The sequence below is a fragment of the Bradyrhizobium sp. CCBAU 45394 genome (genome assembly GCF_028128655.1).
GTDB lineage: Bacteria > Pseudomonadota > Alphaproteobacteria > Rhizobiales > Xanthobacteraceae > Bradyrhizobium > Bradyrhizobium diazoefficiens.
This window is the reverse complement of sequence record NZ_LBIX01000174.1, coordinates 362247-382305: the sequence shown is the minus strand read 5'-3', so window position 1 is coordinate 382305 and position 20059 is coordinate 362247. Positions and strand designations below refer to the sequence as shown.

General features: G+C 65.0%; 20 protein-coding genes. 9 read left to right on the top strand and 11 right to left on the bottom strand.

The window, feature by feature from the left end:
* The first annotated feature begins 4 nt into the window (after positions 1-4).
* Positions 5-1339, top strand: a complete 1335-nt coding sequence (locus tag WN73_RS35110; protein WP_028171118.1) for an ABC transporter substrate-binding protein — start codon at positions 5-7, stop codon at positions 1337-1339.
* 77 nt (positions 1340-1416) lie between these two features.
* On the opposite strand, the gene WN73_RS35105 is transcribed toward WN73_RS35110, so the two are convergent.
* On the bottom strand, positions 1417-2406 hold the full coding sequence (locus WN73_RS35105; protein ID WP_028171117.1) for a zinc-dependent alcohol dehydrogenase family protein: 990 nt from the start codon (positions 2404-2406) through the stop codon (positions 1417-1419).
* A 103-nt stretch (positions 2407-2509) separates the two neighbouring features.
* Here WN73_RS35105 and WN73_RS35100 point away from each other — a divergent pair, with 103 nt between their 5' ends.
* Together WN73_RS35100 and rnd are read left to right on the top strand one after the other, a co-directional pair.
* Positions 2510-3409, top strand: a complete 900-nt coding sequence (locus WN73_RS35100) for a LysR family transcriptional regulator (protein WP_271556794.1) — start codon at positions 2510-2512, stop codon at positions 3407-3409.
* Between the two features lie 354 nt (positions 3410-3763).
* Positions 3764-4912: a ribonuclease D gene (gene rnd, locus WN73_RS35095; RefSeq protein ID WP_011086908.1), complete on the top strand. Its 1149-nt coding sequence runs from the start codon at positions 3764-3766 to the stop codon at positions 4910-4912.
* Positions 4913-5109: 197 nt separating this feature from the next.
* On the opposite strand, the gene WN73_RS35090 is transcribed toward rnd, so the two are convergent.
* The 5 genes from WN73_RS35090 to WN73_RS35070 form a co-directional block, all read right to left on the bottom strand.
* On the bottom strand, positions 5110-6492 hold the full coding sequence (locus WN73_RS35090; protein WP_271556793.1) for an aspartate aminotransferase family protein: 1383 nt from the start codon (positions 6490-6492) through the stop codon (positions 5110-5112).
* 143 nt (positions 6493-6635) lie between these two features.
* Positions 6636-6809 carry a hypothetical protein gene (locus tag WN73_RS35085; protein WP_271556792.1) on the bottom strand — a complete coding sequence of 58 codons (174 nt, stop codon included), beginning with the start codon at positions 6807-6809 and terminating at the stop codon, positions 6636-6638.
* A 34-nt stretch (positions 6810-6843) separates the two neighbouring features.
* Entirely contained in the window at positions 6844-7407 is a 564-nt protein-coding gene (locus WN73_RS35080) for an isochorismatase family protein (RefSeq protein ID WP_011086906.1), read from the bottom strand.
* A gap of 25 nt (positions 7408-7432) precedes the next feature.
* Positions 7433-8053, bottom strand: coding sequence for a GNAT family N-acetyltransferase (locus WN73_RS35075; RefSeq protein WP_011086905.1), 621 nt, complete (start codon positions 8051-8053; stop codon positions 7433-7435).
* Entirely contained in the window at positions 8040-8651 is a 612-nt protein-coding gene (locus WN73_RS35070; RefSeq protein ID WP_011086904.1) for a hypothetical protein, read from the bottom strand. Before WN73_RS35070 ends, WN73_RS35075 begins: the two co-directional genes overlap by 14 nt.
* A 74-nt stretch (positions 8652-8725) precedes the next feature.
* On the opposite strand from WN73_RS35070, the gene WN73_RS35065 reads away from it, so the two are divergent.
* On the top strand, positions 8726-9766 hold the full coding sequence (locus WN73_RS35065) for a LysR family transcriptional regulator (RefSeq protein ID WP_011086903.1): 1041 nt from the start codon (positions 8726-8728) through the stop codon (positions 9764-9766).
* An 18-nt stretch (positions 9767-9784) separates the two neighbouring features.
* Here the strand turns inward: WN73_RS35065 and WN73_RS35060 are convergent, their stop codons facing one another.
* On the bottom strand, positions 9785-10948 hold the full coding sequence (locus WN73_RS35060; protein WP_028171112.1) for an autotransporter outer membrane beta-barrel domain-containing protein: 1164 nt from the start codon (positions 10946-10948) through the stop codon (positions 9785-9787).
* A gap of 378 nt (positions 10949-11326) precedes the next feature.
* On the opposite strand from WN73_RS35060, the gene WN73_RS35055 reads away from it, so the two are divergent.
* Positions 11327-11533, top strand: coding sequence for a cold-shock protein (locus WN73_RS35055; RefSeq protein ID WP_008129967.1), 207 nt, complete (start codon positions 11327-11329; stop codon positions 11531-11533).
* Positions 11534-11619: 86 nt separating this feature from the next.
* Here the strand turns inward: WN73_RS35055 and purN are convergent, their stop codons facing one another.
* A complete protein-coding gene (gene purN, locus WN73_RS35050; protein ID WP_028171111.1) occupies positions 11620-12273 on the bottom strand; it encodes a phosphoribosylglycinamide formyltransferase in 654 nt (217 codons plus the stop codon).
* Positions 12273-13346 (bottom strand): phosphoribosylformylglycinamidine cyclo-ligase, encoded by a 1074-nt coding sequence (gene purM / locus WN73_RS35045; RefSeq protein WP_028171110.1) that lies wholly within the window; start codon positions 13344-13346, stop codon positions 12273-12275. Before purM ends, purN begins: the two co-directional genes overlap by 1 nt.
* A 154-nt stretch (positions 13347-13500) precedes the next feature.
* Between purM and WN73_RS35040 the strand changes: the two genes are divergently transcribed.
* The 4 genes from WN73_RS35040 to ppx all read left to right on the top strand — a co-directional run bounded on the left by WN73_RS35040 (position 13501) and on the right by ppx (position 18652).
* Positions 13501-14043: a CDP-alcohol phosphatidyltransferase family protein gene (locus WN73_RS35040; RefSeq protein WP_011086898.1), complete on the top strand. Its 543-nt coding sequence runs from the start codon at positions 13501-13503 to the stop codon at positions 14041-14043.
* Positions 14044-14134: 91 nt separating this feature from the next.
* Complete coding sequence (locus WN73_RS35035) at positions 14135-14812, top strand: DnaA ATPase domain-containing protein (RefSeq protein WP_028171109.1); 678 nt, start codon at positions 14135-14137, stop codon at positions 14810-14812.
* Between the two features lie 135 nt (positions 14813-14947).
* Positions 14948-17137, top strand: coding sequence for an RNA degradosome polyphosphate kinase (locus tag WN73_RS35030; RefSeq protein WP_271556818.1), 2190 nt, complete (start codon positions 14948-14950; stop codon positions 17135-17137).
* A gap of 12 nt (positions 17138-17149) precedes the next feature.
* Positions 17150-18652, top strand: a complete 1503-nt coding sequence (gene ppx, locus WN73_RS35025) for an exopolyphosphatase (RefSeq protein ID WP_271556791.1) — start codon at positions 17150-17152, stop codon at positions 18650-18652.
* A gap of 48 nt (positions 18653-18700) precedes the next feature.
* On the opposite strand, the gene WN73_RS35020 is transcribed toward ppx, so the two are convergent.
* Together WN73_RS35020 and ndk are read right to left on the bottom strand one after the other, a co-directional pair.
* A complete protein-coding gene (locus WN73_RS35020; protein ID WP_028171106.1) occupies positions 18701-19561 on the bottom strand; it encodes a TerC family protein in 861 nt (286 codons plus the stop codon).
* Between the two features lie 44 nt (positions 19562-19605).
* Complete coding sequence (gene ndk, locus WN73_RS35015; protein WP_011086893.1) at positions 19606-20028, bottom strand: nucleoside-diphosphate kinase; 423 nt, start codon at positions 20026-20028, stop codon at positions 19606-19608.
* Positions 20029-20059: the final 31 nt, after the last annotated feature.

Below are 20059 nucleotides of genomic sequence, written 5' to 3'. Positions count from 1 at the left end.
TCCGATGCTGTTTTCCCGCAGGCTCATGCTTGGCCTCGCCATGGCAGGCACTATGGCAGGCGCCCTCGCCTTTCCCGCGCTCGCCGGCGAAGGTCCGACCGAGATCGACCTGTTCTTCCCCGTCCCCGTCGACGGCAAGCTCGCCCGCGACATGGGCACCTTGATCAAGGAGTTCAACGAGACCCATCCCGAGGTCAAGGCGACCGCGGTCTACACCGGCTCCTATGACGACACGCTGATCAAGACGCGCGCGGCCATCAAGGCCGGCAAGCCGCCGTCCGCCGTGATCATGTCGGCGAACTTCCTGCTCGACATGCAGATCGAGAACGAGCTCACCAATCTCGACGGCCTGATCGCCGCCGACGGCAAGACCAAGGACCAGTTCCTCGGCCAGTTCTTCCCGGCGCTGCAGGGCAACGCGGTGATCAACCGCTCGGTCTATGGCGTGCCTTTCCACAATTCGACGCCGCTGCTCTACATCAACGCCGACAAGGCCAAGGAAGCGGGCCTTGATCCGAACAAGCCGCCGCAGACCTGGGCGGAGCTGACCGACTGGGCCAAGAAGCTCACCAAGCGCGAGGGCGACAAGGTGACCCAATGGGGCATCGCGATCCCCTGCGCCTATGACTATTGCGGCTGGATGATGGAAACGCTCACCATGACCAATGGCGGGCGCTACTACAACGAGGAGTTCGGCGGCGAGGTCTATTACGACACGCCCTCGATGCTCGGCGCGCTGACCTGGTGGAACGACCTCGTCTACAAGCACAAGGTCCACGCGCCTGGCGCGACGCCCGGTCCCGCCGTCAGCACCTCCTTCATCTCCGGCAACGCCGCGATGATGATGCTGTCCACGGGCTCGCTGACCTATGTGCGCGACAACGCCAAGTTCAACTACAAGGTCGCTTTCATCCCGCGCAACGTCCGCAACGCCGTGCCGATCGGCGGCGCCTCGCTGATCGTTCCGGCCGGTCTCGAAGCCGACAAGCAGAAGGCCGCCTGGACGCTGATCAAGTGGATGACCTCGCCCGAGAAGAGCGCCTGGTGGAGCCGCGCCACCGGCTATTTCGCCCCCAACATGGCCGCCTACAAGACGCCTGACATGGTCGACTTCCTGAACAAGAACCCGGACGCCAAGACCGCCGTCGAGCAGCTCGACGTCGCAAAGCCCTGGTTCGCGACCTACAAGACCGTCCCGGTCCGCAAGACGCTGGAGGACGAGGTGATGCTGGTCCTGAACGGCAAGAAGCAGCCGAAGGAGGCGCTCGCCGCCGCCCAGAAAGCGGCCGACGAGACGCTGAAGCCGTACAACGCGGAAACGTCGCTGAAGCTGCCGTAAGACCGACGCTTACGTCCAAACGAACTTCGGCGCTCCGTCATACGGGGCGCCGAATGCGTTTCGCAAGATGCGCGCGTTTAGATCGTCACCACGATCTTGCCGAACTGATCGTTCGACTCCAGGAAGCGATGCGCCTCGACGATCTCCTCGAATCGGAATGTCCTGGCGATGATCGGCTTCAGCGTGCCGTCCGACAGCCCATCAAGAATGAATGCCTTGGCCTTCGCAAGGCGCACGGGATCGCGGATGATCTCGTGCACGAGGTAGCCGCGCAGGACCAGACTCTTGGTCAACACGTTGAAGAGCGGGAACGGCGTCGGCGCCGGACTGAGCCCGCCATACTCGATCAGAATGCCGCCCGGCGACATCGCCGCGGTCAGCGGCTCGAATGCGGGACCGCCGACGGCGTCAAACACCACGCGGACGCCGTTTGAACCGGCGATCTCCGCGAGCCGCGCTCCGATGTCCTCCTCGTCCGAGGCGATCACGTGCGCGGCGCCGGCATCGCGCAAGGCGCGCCGCTTGGTCGAGGTCCGCGTTAGTGCAACCGGGACAGCGCCGATCCGGTTCGCGATCTGAATGGCCGCAAGCCCGACGCTGCTCGATGCCGCCGTGATGGCGACGACGTCCCCGCGCCCAAGTCCGGCGATATCGACCAGCGCGCCGTAGGCCGTCAGATATTGCATCCACATCGCAGCCGCGACCTCGAAGCCAAGCTCGGGCGGATGCTTCACGACGAGCTCGGCCGGAAACGTCGCGAGCTCGGCGTAGGCCGGCCATCGCACCATCGACAGCGGCGGCACGATGCTCACAGTGTCATCGGGCGCAAAGCCGGCCACGCCTTCGCCGACCGCCTCAACGATGCCGGCCGCCTCCAGACCAAGGCCGGACGGAAATTTCGCGGACTCGATATACGTGCCCCTCCGCAGCAGCGCCTCGGCGCGGTTGAGACCGAGTGCCCTGACCCGGATTTGAACCTCGCCCTTTGCCGGCGGTGGAACGCTGGCGGTCTCGATGCACAGCACTTCGGGACCGCCGTGCCGGTGAAAGCGAACGATGCGGGTCATGGGATATACTCCAAATCAGTTGAACTGAATGGAGCTATGCCGGTCCCGTGGAAGCGGATAAATCACCCAAACAAGCGAACAGTCGAAACCAGGAGTTTTCAATATGGACCGCCTGACCAGCATGGCCGTGTTCGTCAAGGCCGTCGATCTCGGCTCGTTCGCAGCCGCCGCCGACGCGCTGGAGCTGTCGGGGCCGATGGTCGGCAAGCATGTGCGCTTCCTCGAACAGCGCCTCGGCGCCCGCCTCCTCAACCGTACCACGCGGCGCCAGAGCCTGACCGACGCAGGGCAAGCCTATTACGAGCGCTGCCGTGCCGTGCTCAACGCGGCTGAAGCGGCTGACGCCGTAGTTGCCGACGAATTATCCGAACCGCGCGGCAGGCTGCGCGTGACAATGCCCGCGCTGCTGGGGCGGCACTGCATCGCGCCCTTGTTGATGAAGCTGGCGCGCAAACATTCGCATCTCGAGCTCGACCTCTCCTTCGGCGACCCGATCGCTGACATCGTCGAGGGCGGCTACGATCTTGCGATCCGGACCGGTGATCTCGATAACCAGTCCGGCCTGATTACGCGGCGCTTCGCTCGCCAGCGAATGGTGGTGTGCGGCGCGCGATCCTATTCGCGCGCCCATGGCAAACCGAAATCGATCGACGATCTCGCCGCCCACCAGGCGATCATCTATCGCCGCTCCGGGCGGGTCCGGCCTTGGCTGTTTCCGCGGGACGGTCAGCCTCCGCGCGAGATCATGCCGGCCGGCAGGCTCAGGCTCGACGATCTCGAGGCGATCGCGGACGCCGCGGCACAGGGCATGGGGCTCGCCTGGCTACCCTGCTGGCTGGTCCGCGAACGCCTCAACAACGGCGCGCTGGTCGGTCTCTTCGGGGGCCAACCGGAATTCCTGTACGACTGCCACGCCCTGTGGCCACGTTCGCCGCGGATGCCGCTAAAGGTCCGCGCCGCCGTGGACGCCCTCGCCGCCGCCTTGCCGAAACTGATGCCGTGATGGTGGTCGTCCGCGCCATTAACCCGCTGTCCACCATCCGGCCGCCCGCACCGCCGGTAACCATTGGAATTAACAGACCGTCAACACGCTCCCGACAAGTCTAACGGTTCTGTCGGGGGATTTTGCCGTGGATCTGTTGGTTTTCGAGTTCCTGGGACTGGCGCTGGTCGCCATGTGCGTGGTCGTGGTGGCGCTGCCCTGCGCCCGAAAACCCTCGCAAAGGGTCCGTTACGAATAGGAATTTCGTCGGAAGGAGCGATTCCGGCCCAATTGCAAGGCTCGAATTCGCTTCGAGCCCCTTGACATCACAGCGCTTTCGGCAGAACGGCTGATATCAAGTGTCATGGGCCGTTCATGGATTTGATTACCACCACCGCTGACCTTGCGGCTGCCTGCAGCCGACTGGCCAAGCACCCCGTCATTACTGTCGATACCGAGTTCCTGCGCGAGACCACCTATTACCCGCTGCTGTGCGTGGTGCAGATGGCCAGCCCCGAGGAAGCGATCGTCATCGACACCCTGGCCGTGGGCATCGACCTCAAGCCGTTCTTCGAGCTGATGGGCAACGAGGCCGTGCTGAAGGTGTTCCACGCCGCCCGGCAGGACATCGAGATCATCTGGCACCAGGCCAACATCATCCCGCATCCGGTGTTCGACACCCAGGTCGCGGCCATGGTGCTCGGCTATGGCGACAGCATCGCCTACGACCAGCTGGTCGAGAAGGTCACCGGCCACCGCCCGGACAAGACCCACCGCTTCACCGACTGGTCGCGCCGCCCGCTGACCAAGGAGCAGATGCACTACGCGGTGTCCGACGTCACCCATCTGCGCGACGTATTCGCGGCGCTCGATGCCGACCTGAAGAAGCGCCGCCGCAGCGAATGGGTCTCCATCGAGATGGAGGTCCTGACCTCGCCCCGCACCTACGACTTCCACCCCGAGCGCGCCTGGGAGCGGCTGAAGACGCGGGTGCGCAAGCCGAAGGACCTCGCGGTGCTGATGGAGGTCGCGGCCTGGCGCGAGCAGGAGGCGCAAAGCCGCGACGTGCCACGCGGCCGCGTGCTGCGCGACGAGGCCGTCAGCGACATCGCCACCCACGCCCCCAACACGCTGGAAAAGCTCGCCCATCTGCGCTCGGTGCCGAAGGGGTTCGAGAAATCCAAATGGGGCGCGGACATCGTTGCCGCGGTCGAGCGCGGCCTGGCGCGGGATTTCTCGACGCTGCCGAAGCTGGAGAAGCCGCGCAACAATTCCAACGGCGCGGCCATCGTCGAGCTCTTGAAGGTCCTGCTGCGGATGACCGCGGAGCGCCATGCAGTCGCAAGCAAGGTGATCGCGACCGTCGACGATCTCGAGGAGATCGCAGCCAGTGACGAGGCCGACGTCCCCGCCCTGCGCGGCTGGCGCCGCGAGCTGTTCGGCGATGCCGCGCTGAAGCTGAAGCGCGGCGAGCTGGCGCTGGCGATCGAGAAGGGTCGCGTGATCGGGGTCGAGCGGGCGTAAGCGCGCCCCGCTCTCCCTCCGTCGTCGTCCTGGCGAAAGCCAGGACCCATTACTCCATGGCGGAGTTTGGCGAAGACTCTGCGTTCGGTACTCCAACCGCCACAAATCGATGGATCACGCGGTATGGGTCCTGGCTTTCGCCAGGACGACACCGGTGAATGTGGTCGGCTGCTCCGGCCACATTGAAACGCTCGACCTTACGCCGGCGTCAGCTTCGCCACTTCGCCCTTCATATCCTCCAGCACGCCCGATATCGCCGCCACCAGTTCGTCGATCTGGGTCTTGTTGACGATCAGCGGCGGGCAGATGGCGATGGCATCGAGCATGTTGCGGGAGATCACACCGCGCTCCTGGAGCATGCGGCTGGCAATGCCGCCGACGGCGCCGGGTGTCGCCGCTGCCGTCTTGCGCTGCTTGTCGAGCACCAGCTCGATCGCCGCGATCATGCCGACGCCGCGGACCTCGCCGACCAGCGGGTGGCTGGCAAGCTCACGCAGCTTGCCCTGCATGTAGCCGCCAAGCTCGGCGGCATGTGCGACCAGGCCGCGTTCCTCGATGATCTTGAGGTTCTCCAGCGCAATCGCCGAGCCGACCGGATGGCCGGCCGCGGTGAAACCGTGGCCGAGCACGCCGATCTTGTTGCTCTCATCCGCGATCGGCTCGAACATGCGGTCGTTCATCAGGATCGCCGACAGCGGGAAATAGCTCGAGGTGATCTGCTTGGAGACAACGATCGCGTCCGGCTTGATGCCATAGGTCTCGCAGCCGAACATCTTGCCGGTGCGGCCGAAGCCGCAGATCACCTCGTCGGCGACCAGCAGGATGTCGTACTTCTTCAGGACCGCCTGGATCTTGTCCCAATAGGTCGCCGGCGGCACGATGACGCCGCCCGCTCCCATCACCGGCTCGCCGAAGAAGGCTGCGATCGTGTCCGGCCCTTCCTTCTGGATCAGCGCGTCGAGCTCCTCGGCCCGGCGCGTGGCAAACGCCTCCTCGCTCTCGCCCGGCGCGCCGTCCTTGTAGAAGTGCGGCGAGCCCGTGTGCAGGATGTTCGGCAGCGGCAGGTCGAACGAGCGGTGGTTGTTCGGCAGGCCCGTGAGGCTGGCCGACGCGATGGTGACGCCGTGATAGGCGCGCATCCGGCTGATCACCTTCTTGCGCTGCGGCTGGCCGAGCGCATTGGAGCGATAGGCGATCAGCTTCAGGACGGTGTCGTTCGCCTCCGAGCCGGAATTGGTAAAGAACACCTTGCTCATCGGGACCGGCGCGAGCGCCACCAGCTTCTCGGCGAGATCGATCGAGGGCCCGTGCGATTTGGCGGAGAACGTGTGGTAGAACGGCAGCGCCAGCATCTGCTTGTGCGCAGCCTCGACCAGGCGCTTCTCATTGAAGCCGAGCCCGACGCTCCACAGGCCGGCCATCGCCTCGAAATAGCGCTTGCCCGATGCGTCGAAGACGTAAGGGCCCTCGCCGCGCTCGATCACCAGGGGACCGGCCTGCTGATGGGTGCGCGCGTTGGTGTAGGGATGGAGCTGGTAGGCCACATCCCGGGCCTCTTGCGAATTCGGCAGCATGGACATTTGCGAAAGATCCTCAAGGTCGTCACATCGCCGGCGCGGCCAGCGTCATCTCTTGGCTATTGCGACAACGCAGAACTTGCAACGCCAATTCGTCGGCAGCAGGCGCTCAGCAGCGTTGCACAAAGCCGCACACGGAACAGCTCTCAGGGCGCGCTGTCATCATCATCACCATCGTCGGCGGCAGCAGCGGCTTCCCGCACCTCCACGAGCGCCATCGAGAGCAGATAGACGGTCGTGGGCAAGCCGACGCGGCGCGCCGTCTCGACGGCACGCGACAGGTCGCTTGCCAGCTCCTTGAGCTCGTCTCCCCGTGACAATGTCCCACCCCATCCATCCGCCGATCGCGGCCGCCTATACCGCAACGGCGCCGCTGGTTCTGATCAGTTCGGCGCTGGACTGGATTGTAGCAAAGTTACCGATGACATTCACTACCGCATGCTTGTAGGCGGCGGCATCGCCCGCGCCCGGTTGGCGGCAGGCCACGGCGTCGGCCACCACCTGATAACGATGGCTGCGGTGAAACCCGTCAACGGCGGTGGCGAGGATGGTCTCGTCCAGGGAGAAGCCGACCAACACGCAGCGCACATTGCGGATATTGGACATGTAATCCACAAACCGCGCCGAGCTGTAGGCCGAGGGCAGCGGGTGCTCGAACGTCATCTCGCCGGGCCGCGGCTTGGTCTCGGCGATCCAATCGGTCAGCCTGGATGCCGGATTGAACCAGGCCGCCTGGGCGATGCGCTTCAGATGCATCACGGGCCAGAGATTGTCGCGCCACAGCATCAGGAGTTCCAGGCAGCGCGCAGTGGCCGCCTCGCCGTCGAGGATGACGTGGCGACGCCCTGGGGTCAGATATTCGACCTGGAGATCCGCACAAACCAGGATCGGCGGATCATCGGTGTTGGAAGTCAGCATTATCTTGCGCAGAGCTGCACCAGTTTCAGTGATCGGCGAGCGCGAGATCCCGCAGCGGCGAGGTCACCGCCCGCCCCGCCGAGGCGTCAAGCACGCCCGGCCGGTCCCAATCGCCCTCGGGACGGATGATGACATAGGGATCGCTGTCCAGCGTGATGGCATCCGGACCCGGCTCGATCTCCAGCAGCATTTCCGTGTAGGAAAAATCCGAGAAGGTGATCTTGCGATTGTGGCCGAGCGGCTTGGCGCCGAAATGGGCCCAGAAATCGACCAGCCGGTCCTGCGCCTGGCCGTAGATCTTGCGAAACCCTTTGCGCTTCACATAGTCGACGCTCGCCTGCACCAGCTTGAACGAGACGCGCGAGCGCCGATATTGGTGTCGCACCGCGAGCCGCTCGACCTTGGCGAAATCGCCGAAGAAGCGCACCCGCAGGCAGCCCGCAGGCTCGCTGCCGACAAAGCCGATGAAATGCGCGGCTACCATGTCGTTGCCGTCGAACTCCTCCTCGAACGGACAATCCTGCTCGGCGAGATAGACCGCCGAGCGGATGGCGGTGACCAGCATGAGATCGTTGGGATTGCGCGCAAGGCGGATGGTGATGGCGCGGGAGTCGGGCTTCGCCGGGGGAATCCTAGTGCCGTGCATCTGCAAAACTCCTTGCTTGGATGATCGCGCCCGGCATGCGCATCGGCCGCCGGTGCCATGGGCGCTCGTAGCACCACAGGTCGGGTTGGAAGCTCGGGACAGGCTCGAAGCCGGTCGCCCTCATGATGTCGCGTCCGGCCACGGTTGAAGGCTGCGCATAGCAATCCGCGCCGCGAAATCTCGGCTGTCGGAGGTGCGCCGCGGCCTTGCCGAGACCAGCGATGCCACGGCCCGTCGCCGCGACCGCCCAGATGTAGATGGCAGCAACCTCCTCCTTCGCGGAAGCCAGATAGTGCGTCTCCGGCGCGGTGAGGCAAATCTCGTCGAGCAACAAGGCATCGTGCCCGCGGTCGCTCAGGAACAGGAAGGCCATGCCACCGAGCAGCTTGCCGTTCCGGCTGAACGTCAGGATGCTCTGAGGATCGAAGGTGAAGTATTTTGCAAGCTCCGCGGTTCCGAGCTGCACGCCGGGCACCAGCCGGCGCGCCATCTCGGAAAGTGCCGCAATTTCAGAAAATTGCGCGCAACGGACGTCGACATCCGGACTGAGCGGCAGCGCGTCGAAATCATGCCTTGCGGCAAAGGAGCCCCTTTCCATAGCCTGATCGCCCTTCTATCGTCTGCGGCTTTCGTGCCCCGCTATGTCGAGCTTAGCGGTTGGGGACCAGGAGTATGCAGCAGTTATTGCACCGGGGTGCTGCGATGACGCAGCACCGTGAAGAAGCCCTGGACGCGTCCTGGGACGATTTGAAGCTATTTCTAGCGTGCGCAAAATATAAAAGTTTCCGCAACGCCGCCGAAGAGCTCGGCCTCACCTCGACGACGCTGATGCGCCGGATCGACCGGCTCGAAGAGAGCATCGACTGCAAGCTGTTCCTGCGCGATCAGAGCGGGCTCACGCTCAGCGACGAAGGCACGGCAATGATTGCCGACGTCGCGCATATGGAGCGTCATGCCTTCAACGTCTTCCGGCGCGCCTCGCGCTCGTCGAACGACACGTCGGGCACCGTGCGCGTCGCAGTGACGGAAGGTCCCGGCAATTTCTGGATCCTGCCGCGGCTGATCGATTTCCAGAAAACCTATCGCAAGATCACCGTCGATCTGCGCTGCGCGATGGAGCAGGCCGACGTCGCGCGGCTCGAGTCCGATATCGCGATCCAGCTCGAGCCGCCGACCAACCCCGATCTGATCGTCGCAAAGCTCGGCCGTCTGCACATTTATCCCTTCGTCTCCAAGGAGTACGAAAGCCTCTACGGCCTGCCGGCGACGCTCGCCGAATTGAAGAACCACCGCATCATCAAGCAGAGTGCTCCGCAGGTCGACGACACCGCCTACGCCCGCGTGCTCGGGCTGGAGACGCTCGAGGGCATCGTAGGAATCAAGACCAACTCCTCGGTCGGCGTACTCTATGCGGTTGAGCGCGGCGCCGGCATCGGCTTCCTGCCGACGGTGTCGATCGCGCTCGGCGCACCGTTCATTGCCGTCGATCTCGGCGTGAGCCACCACGCCGACCTATGGCTCACCTATCACAAGGAGTTTCGCGATTCCGAGCGCCACAAGATCGTGGTCGACTGGCTGAAGAAGATCTTCGACCCCAAGACTTATCCCTGCTTCCGCGACGAGTTCATCCATCCGAATGCGCTGGTGCCGATGATGACGGCCGCGCGCGAAGGCTTCGGATTGAAAGGCTATGTCGCGACGACGCCGACATAGGCGCAGGCGAGCTGTGCCTCACCACCGATACTCGAAGCCGACCGTGCCCTGGTGCGAGGTGAGCTCGTTGCGGAACTTGCCGTCGTAATTGACGTAGAGCCGCGCGGTGTTGGTCAGGCTGAGCGAGGCTGACGCGCCGGCATCCATGCCGTAGCGGCTCTCACCGATGCCGGGGACGACGATGCTCTGGGTCCCGAGGCTGACCTGGACCGAGCCGAGGTTCTGGTAAAAATTGTCAACGAACTTGCCGTACGCTGAGAGATCCAGAATCTTCTGGTCGAAGATGAAGTAGCGCCCGACCTCGGCCCCGATCATGACACGCGCGCGCGAGAGCGCCGTCGAGCCGACGTTGAGCGGATCGAGGCCGCCAGCCTCCTGGAATGCCGCACTGGTGGCGCGGACATATTCGAGCGCACCCTTGGGCACGACGCGCATCTGATCCTTGGTCCAGTAGTAGCTGATCTCGGTCAGTGCGCCGTCGACCGCGGCGCGATAGCCGGCGGAGGCAACGCCAAAGCCGGTATCCCTGCTGGAACGGACCTTGCCGAAACCGTGCACCACCGCGAACGCCCAGGTCCACGGGCCTTTGTCGATCGAGCCGTTGAAACCGACCTGGGTCAAATCGAGCGTCGCCGACTGGAGCGCGAGCGGCACGTCGATATCGGTGTGGCTCTGATCGACGGAGAAGCCGAGATTGACGCCAGGCGCGAGTCGCGCGCCGAAGCCGGCGACGCCGCCAAACGTCTTGCGCTTGTCGCCGACGAAATCCCCCTGCGCATCGGTGCGGACCGAAATACCGTAGCCCTCGAACCAGGTGCGGTAACGGGGATCTTCCGTGCTTGCGGACGCGCCGCCGCCGCCCGGATTGGTCCGGAACGCCCGGTTGAAACCACCCGACGCCTGGTTGCCGAGCCGCTCCAGAAACCCCGACCCGAGATTGAGCGTGCTGTTACCGACCGACTGGTCGTAATTGGTCGAGGTCGGCATCGGAATTGGCGTCGGCGACGGCGTGGGCGTTGGGGTTGGGGTCGGCGTTGGCGTCGGGGTCTGCGCGTAGCCGGGCGTCGCCGCCAACATCGCCACGACGAGCGCAAGCAACATCGCGATCGCTGCCGCGCCCCGGCGGACGCGGTTCAGCCCGATCGTCTGCCGTGTCCCGGAGGGCTGCGATGTGCAGCGCATGACGACAAATCCCGAAGCAAATGGCGGCGCGCAAAAATGCAACACGAGCGGCGCACGCATGCTGCGATTTGCGCCGAACTGTTACGGAGGGTCAACCGGCTGGCGCCTTGAGACGGGGGTGATTGCTCCCGATTGTGGTTCCGCGGCCACAGGTCGGAAATTGCAGACGGGCACTCCCGGCCCGGCCTTGAAATTCGCGCATGGCTTGCTAACGCGCGATTTTCGTGTTGCAATATCCGACACAATCGGAATTGGCGCTCGGCTGTGCGTTTCGCGACATTGAGACTCAAGACTCGAACAGACTTCCGGAAGCCCGTTTGTGGCGTGGCACGCGAAAAGCGGCCGCGTCTTTTTTGTATCTAGCGGAGGAGACGAACGATGCCACAAAAGGGCACCGTCAAGTGGTTCAACCCGACCAAGGGCTATGGGTTCATCAAACCGAACGGCAGCGACAAGGACGTGTTCGTCCACATCTCCGCCGTCGAGCGTGCTGGACTCTCCACCCTCAACGAAAACCAGGTGGTTGAATACGACCTCGTGGAGAACCGCGGAAAATCATCCGCGGAGAACCTCAAGGTCTCCTGATCTCTCGTTCCACACGCGAGACATCACGACGATGCCCCCGGCTCTGCCGGGGGATTTTGTTTGTGACGACGAAACGCGACGGCGCCTCAGCTCGCCACGGGCGAAACCAGGAAATTCTCCGACGGTCCGCTGCCCGCCGTCTTGCAGACATCGCCCTCGATTTGGACCTTGCCGGTCGCCAATAGCCGCAGCGCGGCCGGATAGATGCGGTGCTCGACTTCGAGGATGCGTTCCGACAGCGTGTCCGCTGTATCGTGGTCGCTGACGGGAACCGCGCCCTGCATCACGATCGGGCCGGCATCGGTCTCGGGGATCACGAAGTGCACCGTCGCGCCAGACAGTTTCACGCCGGCGCGCAGGGCCTGACCGTGCGGGTCGAGGCCGGGGAAGGACGGCAGCAGCGAGGGATGGATGTTGAGCATCCGCCCGTACCAGGCCTTGGTGAATTCGGCCGTGAACAGGCGCATGAAGCCGCCAAGACAGATCAGCTCGATGCCGTGCTGATCGAGCGCGGCCTGCAGCACCGCCTCGAAGCCGGCGCGATCCTTGCCGAACGGCTTGCTCTCGATCACCAGCGTGTTCACGCCGCTCGCCCTGGCCCGTTCGAGCCCCGGTGCATCGGCCTTGTTCGAGATGACGAGGGAAATTTCCGCCGGAAAATCCCGCGCGCTGGCTGCCTTGATCAGCGCGACCATGTTGGAGCCGCGGCCGGAAATCAGAATGGCGACGCGGCGCTTCATCACGGCGCCAGATCGAGATGGCCATTGTAGACGACGCGATGCTCGCCCTCGGCGGGGATCACGGTGCCGAGCTGCGCCACGCTCTCGCCTGCTTCGGTGAAGACCTGCACGACCCGGTCGACCTTGTCCGGCTCGACGATCGCGATCATGCCGATGCCGCAGTTGAAGGTGCGCAGCATTTCGAGCTCGGCGATCCCGGCCTGCGCGGCCAGCCATTTGAACACCGGTAGCACGGGCAGCCGCGCCAGATCGATGCCGACGCCAAGGTTCTTGGGCAGCACGCGCGGAATGTTGTCGGTGAAGCCGCCGCCGGTGATGTGGGCGAGCCCCTTCACCGCGCCGGTCTCCCGGATCGCGCGCAGGCAGGATTTGACGTAGAGCTTCGTCGGCGTCAGCAGCGCGCCGCCGAGCGTCATGACAGGCGCGAACGGCGCCGGCGCCTCGAAGCCGAGGCCGGACTGCTCGACGATCTTGCGCACCAGCGAGAAGCCATTGGAGTGCACGCCCGACGAGGCAAGACCGATCACGGCGTCTCCGGCGGCGATGTCCTTGCGCGGCAACAGCGTACCGCGCTCGGCGGCGCCGACTGCAAAGCCGCCGAGGTCATAGTCGCCGTCCTTGTAGAGGCCTGGCATCTCGGCGGTCTCGCCGCCGATCAGGGCACAGCCGGATTCCCGGCAGCCATCGGCGACGCCGGCGACGATCGAGGCGGTCGCCTCCGGATCGAGCTTGCCGCAGGCGAAATAGTCGAGGAAGAACAGCGGCTCGGCGCCCTGCACCACGAGGTCGTTGACGCTCATGGCGACCAGATCGATGCCAATGCCGCCATGCAGGCCGGTTTCGATCGCGATCTTGACCTTGGTTCCGACGCCGTCGGTGGCGGCGACCAGGACGGGATCCCTAAAACCGGCCGCCTTGAGGTCGAACAGACCGCCGAAGCCGCCGATCTCGGCGTCGGCGCCGGGCCGCGCGGTGGCGCGCACCATCGGCTTGATCAGATCGACCAGGCGGTTGCCCGCGTCGATATCGACGCCTGAATCGGCGTAGGTGAGGCCGTTTTTGCGGTCGGTCATGCCCGATTTCCAGTGGGGTTGCGGCTGGTTACGTCGAATTCCGGGGACGCGCAATGGCTCGCATGGCGCTCGGCGCCATACTATGTAGATATCAACGGGTTCAGCCTTCAAACGGGGCGGATTCGAGGTCAGGCCGGGTGCCGGGAAGCGCCGCGTGAGTATTCCGAACATCATCACTTTGGGCCGCATCATGCTGGTCCCGATCATCGTCTGGGCCATCGTGTCGAGCCAAATGGAGGTGGCGTTCGCCGTCTTCCTGATCGCCGGGATCAGCGATGCCGTGGACGGCTTCCTCGCCAAGCGCTTCAACATGGCAAGCGAGCTCGGGGCCTTGCTCGATCCGCTCGCGGACAAGGCGCTGCTGGTCTCGATCTATATGTCGCTCGGCATCTGGGGCGCGATTCCGCGCTGGATCGTGATCCTGGTGGTATCCCGCGACATCATGATCGTCGCCGCCGTGATCGTGTCCTGGCTGTTCGACCGGCCCGTCGAGATGAAGCCGTCGAAAGTGTCGAAGCTCAACACCGTCGCCCAGGTGGCATTCGCGGCGCTGGTGCTGGCCGCGCTTGCCTTCGGTTTCAAGCCGGCGCCCTATGATATTATCCTGATGGGCCTCGTCACGATCTTCACGCTCTCCTCCGTGTCGCTCTATCTCGTCGAGTGGGTGCGGCACATGAGCACGATCGAGGCCAAATGAGCGCGAACCGGCCCCGCAAAAGGCCAACTCACGCCCGATCAAGTCGAATCTTTCAAGCGAAGCCGGCCGTCCGGCATGGAGCAAAGCAAGCGTGGCAGGCCGCGTTCACCCCCGACAATTGGCGTTCTCGCTGCCACACGCGGAGAGCCTCAGCCGGGACAATTTCCTCGAAGGTCCCGCCAACGCTGCCGGCCTCGCCTTGATCGACGGCTGGCCGGAATGGCCGAACCGGATCATGTGGCTGGCCGGCCCCGAAGGCAGCGGCAAGAGCCATCTCGCCGCGATCTGGGCCGAGGAGGCCGGCGCCCGCTCGACCACGGCCAATGCGTTGACCGCCGCAGGCGTTCCTGGCGCGCTCGCCACCGGCGCGCTGGTGGTCGAGGATCTCAAGGCCAAGGATTTTGACGAGCGCGCCCTCTTCCACCTGATGAACCTCGCCCGTGAGGACGGCGCCTACGTCCTGTTCACGGGGCGCGATGTGCCGGCTGCGCTGGACATCGAGCTCAACGACCTGCGCTCGCGGCTGCGCGCAGTGCCGGTGGTCACGCTGCTGCCTCCTGACGACCAGCTCTTCCGCGGCCTGATCGTCAAATTCTGCGCCGACCGCCAGCTCACCGTGGACGAGAGCGTGGTCAGCTACCTCGCCACCCGCCTGGAGCGATCCTCGGCCGCCGCCCGGCAGGCCGTCGAACTGCTCGACAGCGAGGCTCTGCGGCTCGGCCGCCCCGTGACCCGGGCGCTGGCCGCCGAGCTGCTCCGCGACGCCTGACCCCGCCCCAACGCCGCTTGACGGCGCGGAACGGCGGAACATCAATGTCATCGAAACGTCATCGCCCTAACACATGCTCCCGGCGGTTTTGCGCGTCAGTCGCAAATTGGGGCAAACTGGATGGACCGACTTCTCATGGACTCCGCGCAAGCTGTTGAAATAAAAGAAAAAGCCCCGGAGACCGAGAGCCTGCCGGCGATCGCATCGAGCCCCGAGCGATTCATCAACCGCGAGCTCTCCTGGCTGCATTTCAACCGCCGCGTCCTGGAGGAATCGGTCAATCCCAGCCATCCCGTGCTGGAGCGGGTGCGATTCCTGTCGATTTCCGCGAACAACCTCGACGAATTCTTCATGGTCCGCGTCGCCGGCATCAAGGCCCAGGTGCGCGAGGGCATTGCCGAGCGCAGCCCCGACGGCCTGACGCCGTCCGAGCAGCTCGCGCTGATCAACCGCACGGTCTCCCAGCTTGCTTCCGACCAGCAGGCGATCTGGCGCGACCTGCGCGCCACGCTGGCCGATGTCGGCATCGTGCTGGTGGACGGCAAGGAGGTCACCAAGGCGGAGCGGACCTGGATCGAGGACTACTTCCTCAACAACGTGTTCCCGCTGCTGACGCCGCTCGCGATCGACCCGGCCCATCCCTTCCCGTTCATCCCGAGCCTCGGCTTCACCATCGCGCTCCAGCTCACGCGCGCCGCCGACGGCAAGCAGATGAATGCGCTGATCCGCATGCCCGGCAAGATCGACCGCTTCATCCGCCTGCCGTCCGAGGGCACGATGCGGCTGATCTCGCTGGAGCAGGCGACCGCCCTGTTCATCAACCGACTGTTCCCCGGCTACAATCTGCATGGACAGGGCGCCTTCCGCATCCTCCGCGACTCCGAGCTCGAAATCGAGGAAGAGGCCGAGGATCTCGTCCGCCTGTTCGAAACCGCGCTGAAGCGCCGCCGCCGCGGATCGGTGATCCGGCTCGAGATCGACGCCAAGATGCCGGAGCAGCTGCGCAACTTCGTGCAGCATGCCCTCTCCGCCGCCGACGACGAAGTATTCCTGGTCGACGGCGTGCTCGCCATGAACGAGCTCTCGCAGCTCACCCGCCTCGACCGGCCCGACCTCGAATTCACCCCTTACGTGCCGCGCCATCCCGAGCGCGTGCGCGAGCATGGCGGCGACATCTTTGCCGCGATCCGGCAGAAGGACCTCGTGGTCCATCACCCCTACGAATCCTTCGACGTGGTGGTGCAGTTCCTCCAGCAGGCAACGCGCGACCCCGATGTCGTCGCGATCAAGCAGACGCTCTACCGCACCTCCAACAATTCGCCGATCGTGCGCGCGCTTGCCGAAGCCGCCGAGGCCGGCAAGTCCGTCACCGCGCTGATCGAGCTCAAGGCGCGCTTCGACGAGGAGGCCAACATCCGCTGGGCGCGCGACCTCGAACGCGCCGGCGTGCAGGTCGTCTACGGCTTCCTCGAACTGAAGACGCACGCAAAACTCTCGATGGTGGTGCGCCGCGAGGGCGGCAGCCTCACGACCTACGTCCACACCGGCACCGGCAACTACCACCCGGTCACCGCGCGCATCTACACCGACCTCTCCTACTTCACCTCCGAGCCGACCATCGGGCGCGACGCCGCGCGCGTCTTCAACTTCATCACCGGCTATGCCGCGCCGAGCGATCTGGAAAAGATGGCGGTGTCGCCGCTGACCCTGCGCAAGCGCATCATCGAGCATATCCAGGGCGAGACCGCGCATGCGCGGCACGGCCGCCCCGGCGCGGTCTGGATGAAGATGAATGCGCTGGTCGACCCCGACATCATCGACGCGCTGTACGAGGCCTCACAGGCCGGTGTCCAGGTCGAGCTCGTGGTACGCGGTATCTGTTGCCTCAGGCCCGGTATCCCCGGCCTGTCGGAGAACATCCGCGTCAAGTCGATCATCGGGCGCTTCCTGGAACACGGCCGAATCTACTGCTTCGGCATGGGCCAGGGGCTGCCGAGTACGAAAGCGGCTGTGTATATCTCCTCGGCCGACATGATGCCGCGCAACCTCGACCGCCGCGTCGAAGTGCTGTGTCCACTGCAAAATCCCACGGTGCATCAGCAGGTTCTCGAACAGATCATGGTCGCGAATCTCAAGGACAATGAGCAGAGCTGGCAATTGTTGCCGGATGGGTCCTCAACGCGTATGAAGACCGCGAAGGGCGAGGAGCCTTTCAACGTCCACAACTACTTCATGACAAATCCGAGTCTGTCTGGCCGTGGAAAGTCGCTCAAGGAATCCTCGCCGCGCCGTCTCACGCGCCGGAACGAACGCCATCCATCCTGATCGGACGTCGACGTGACTCGGTCGCGCAAGCGCGGCTCGAGCGTCGCGGTCATCGACATCGGTTCCAACTCGGTCCGTCTCGTCGTCTACGAGGGACTGGCGCGGAGCCTCATTCCGATCTTCAACGAGAAGACGCTGTGCGGCCTCGGGCGTGAGGTGCAGAGCACGGGCCTGCTTGCGCCCGACGCCGTCGACAAGGCGCTGACCTCGCTGAAGCGATTCCGCGCGCTGTGCCGCGTGATGCAGGTCGGTCGCGTGTTCGCGATCGCGACCGCCGCCTGCCGCGACGCCTCCAATGGCCCCGACTTCATCGCCAAGGCCGAGCGCATCTGCGCAGTGAAGATCGAGATTCTGTCGGGCCCGCGCGAGGCGCGGCTGTCGGCGCTCGGCGTGATTTCCGGCATCCACCACCCCGACGGCATCGTCGGCGACCTCGGCGGCGGCTCGCTCGAACTGATCGACGTGCGCAGGAACAGCGTGCGCAGCGGCGTGACGCTGCCGCTCGGCGGGCTCGCGCTCCAGGACCTCGCCCACAAATCGCTCAAGCGCGCCGACCGTATCGTGCGCGAGGAGCTCGACGAGGTGCCGCAGCTCAAGGCGGGGAGCGGCCGTACATTCTACGCCGTTGGCGGTACCTGGCGCGCGCTCGCGCGCATCCACATCATTCAGAGCGGCTATCCGCTCCAGGTGATGCACGGCTATTCCATCTCTGCAGCGGAAGCGCTCGACTTTTCGCGCCGCCTTCGCCGTCTGGCGGCCGCCGACATGCTCGCCGATATCGAGATCGTTGCCGATGCGCGGCGCCCGCTCCTCACCTACGCGGCGCTGGTGCTGGAGCACATCATCCGCGTGGCAAAGCCCAAGACCATCGTGTTCTCGACCTTCGGCGTACGCGAGGGCCTGCTGCACGAGAAGCTGACGGAAACCGAGCGCAACAAGGACGGGCTGATCTGCGCAGCCGAAGAGCTCAACCAGCTGCTGTCGCGCTCGGCCAAGCACGCCCGCGAGCTGATCGCCTGGACCGATCGCCTGGCGCGCGTCGTGAAGCTGCGCGAGACGGAAGAAGACCGCCGCTTGCGCCACACCGCGTGCCTGCTCTCCGACATCGGCTGGCGCGTGCATCCCGATCACCGCGGCGAGCAGACGCTGAGCCTCGTCGTCAACGGCAATTTCGGCGCGATCACCCACACCGAGCGCGCCTTCGTGGGCCTGTCCGTGTTCTATCGCTATGCGGGCCTGAGCGAGGAAAATCAGCCGCCGGCCACCATGCAGGAGTTGCTGACGCCGGCCCAGCTCGACCGCGCCCGCCTGCTCGGCGCGGCATTCCGCGTCGCGCATCTGATCTCGGCGGCGCGGCCGGGCGTGCTGCCCGCCACGCATTTCCGCAGCCAGGGCCGCAAATTGATGCTGGTGTTCGAGCATCGTCTCGGCGACATCGTCGCCGACCGCGTCGGCAGCCGCTTCCGCCAGCTCGCCCGCCTGGTCAACCGGGCCGGCTCGATCGTGCGTCGGTAGTTCACCTCTCCCTGCGGGAGAGGTGAGATATGCGTCCCTCGGAAAAGTTTACTCTGCCGACGCCTTGGCGTGGCGCTCGGAGGATTCCAGCGCCGCCTGGCTCAGGCTGCGCCGGCGCCAGATGGTGCCGACGACCAGCACGACGATGACGCCGAGCGCCGCGCAGAAATATTCGCCGCCTCCACCGCCATGGCCGAATTGGGCCGGGATGCGCAGTGCACCGAGCATATTGTCCAGCGAGGCACCGAACGGACCGTCGAACAGCGTGTGCAGCTTCGGTGCGACGCCGGGATCGGTCGCGATCACCTCGCCCGCGATCCAGCCGAGCAGCGCGGCACCAGCCCACACCAAGACCGGGAGCTTGGCGAGCAGCGCCATGATCAGCGCCGCACCGGCGACGATCAGGGGAACGCTGATGGCAAGGCCGAGGATCAGCAGCGGCACGCTGCCATTGGCCGCGGCGGCGACCGCAATGACGTTGTCCAGGCTCATGACGATGTCGGCGACGACGACGATCTGCACCGCCTGCCACAGATGCGAGGCCGACTCGACGCCGTCCTCGTCCTCGTTTTCAGGCACCAGGAGCTTGGCCGCGATCACGATCAGCGCGAGACCACCGACGAGCTTGAGATACGGCAGCTCCATTAGGCTTGCGACGATGCCGGTGAAGATGATCCGCAGCAGCACCGCCGCGCCGGCGCCCAGGATCATGCCCCACAGACGGTGCCGCGGCTTGAGGCCGCGGCAGGCGAGCGCGATCACCAGCGCGTTGTCGCCGGAGAGCAGGATGTTGATCCAGATGATCTTTCCGACCGCAATCCAGAAGGTCGGCTCGGCCATCTCATTGCGGAACTGGGTGAAGAATGCCCCGATCGTAGCGGGATCGAAGATCTGCCAGAGCCAGTTCACAATGAGTCCTTTCGCCCCGTCGCTTTAACGTATCGGCTGAATGATCAGCCGACGATCTCGTTGCCCGAGAAGAACTGCGCGATCTCGATCGCGGCGGTCTCCGGAGCATCCGAACCGTGTGCGGAGTTCTCGCCGATCGACTTTGCGTAGAGCTTGCGAATGGTGCCTTCGGCCGCCTTGGACGGATCGGTCGCGCCCATCGCGTCGCGGTACTTGGCGACGGCGTTCTCGCCTTCGAGCACCTGGACGACCACCGGGCCCGAGGTCATGAACTCGACGAGTTCGCCGAAGAACGGACGCGCCTTGTGGACGGCATAGAAGGTCTCCGCCTGTTCCTTGGTCATGCGGATGCGCTTCTGCGCGACGATTCGCAGGCCCGCCTTCTCGATCACGGCGTTAACCGCACCGGTCAGGTTACGCGCGGTCGCGTCGGGCTTGATGATCGAGAAAGTGCGTTCGATGGCCATGATCTTGTCCTTGAGAAGAAAAGCGGTGGTT

What these genes read in the sequence shown, in the direction of transcription:
- WN73_RS35110 (WP_028171118.1), top strand. Translation starts at nt 5, where the DNA reads ATGCTGTTTTCCCGCAGGCTCATGCTTGGCCTCGCCATGGCAGGCACT.
- rnd (WP_011086908.1), top strand. Translation starts at nt 3,764, where the DNA reads ATGGATTTGATTACCACCACCGCTGACCTTGCGGCTGCCTGCAGCCGA.
- WN73_RS35055 (WP_008129967.1), top strand. Translation starts at nt 11,327, where the DNA reads ATGCCACAAAAGGGCACCGTCAAGTGGTTCAACCCGACCAAGGGCTAT.
- WN73_RS35075 (WP_011086905.1), bottom strand. Translation starts at nt 8,053, where the DNA reads ATGCACGGCACTAGGATTCCCCCGGCGAAGCCCGACTCCCGCGCCATC.
- WN73_RS35090 (WP_271556793.1), bottom strand. Translation starts at nt 6,492, where the DNA reads ATGTCCATGCTGCCGAATTCGCAAGAGGCCCGGGATGTGGCCTACCAG.
- WN73_RS35080 (WP_011086906.1), bottom strand. Translation starts at nt 7,407, where the DNA reads ATGCTGACTTCCAACACCGATGATCCGCCGATCCTGGTTTGTGCGGAT.
- WN73_RS35060 (WP_028171112.1), bottom strand. Translation starts at nt 10,948, where the DNA reads ATGCGCTGCACATCGCAGCCCTCCGGGACACGGCAGACGATCGGGCTG.
- purN (WP_028171111.1), bottom strand. Translation starts at nt 12,273, where the DNA reads ATGAAGCGCCGCGTCGCCATTCTGATTTCCGGCCGCGGCTCCAACATG.
- WN73_RS35100 (WP_271556794.1), top strand. Translation starts at nt 2,510, where the DNA reads ATGGACCGCCTGACCAGCATGGCCGTGTTCGTCAAGGCCGTCGATCTC.
- WN73_RS35070 (WP_011086904.1), bottom strand. Translation starts at nt 8,651, where the DNA reads ATGGAAAGGGGCTCCTTTGCCGCAAGGCATGATTTCGACGCGCTGCCG.
- WN73_RS35105 (WP_028171117.1), bottom strand. Translation starts at nt 2,406, where the DNA reads ATGACCCGCATCGTTCGCTTTCACCGGCACGGCGGTCCCGAAGTGCTG.
- WN73_RS35065 (WP_011086903.1), top strand. Translation starts at nt 8,726, where the DNA reads ATGCAGCAGTTATTGCACCGGGGTGCTGCGATGACGCAGCACCGTGAA.
- ndk (WP_011086893.1), bottom strand. Translation starts at nt 20,028, where the DNA reads ATGGCCATCGAACGCACTTTCTCGATCATCAAGCCCGACGCGACCGCG.
- WN73_RS35030 (WP_271556818.1), top strand. Translation starts at nt 14,948, where the DNA reads ATGGACTCCGCGCAAGCTGTTGAAATAAAAGAAAAAGCCCCGGAGACC.
- purM (WP_028171110.1), bottom strand. Translation starts at nt 13,346, where the DNA reads ATGACCGACCGCAAAAACGGCCTCACCTACGCCGATTCAGGCGTCGAT.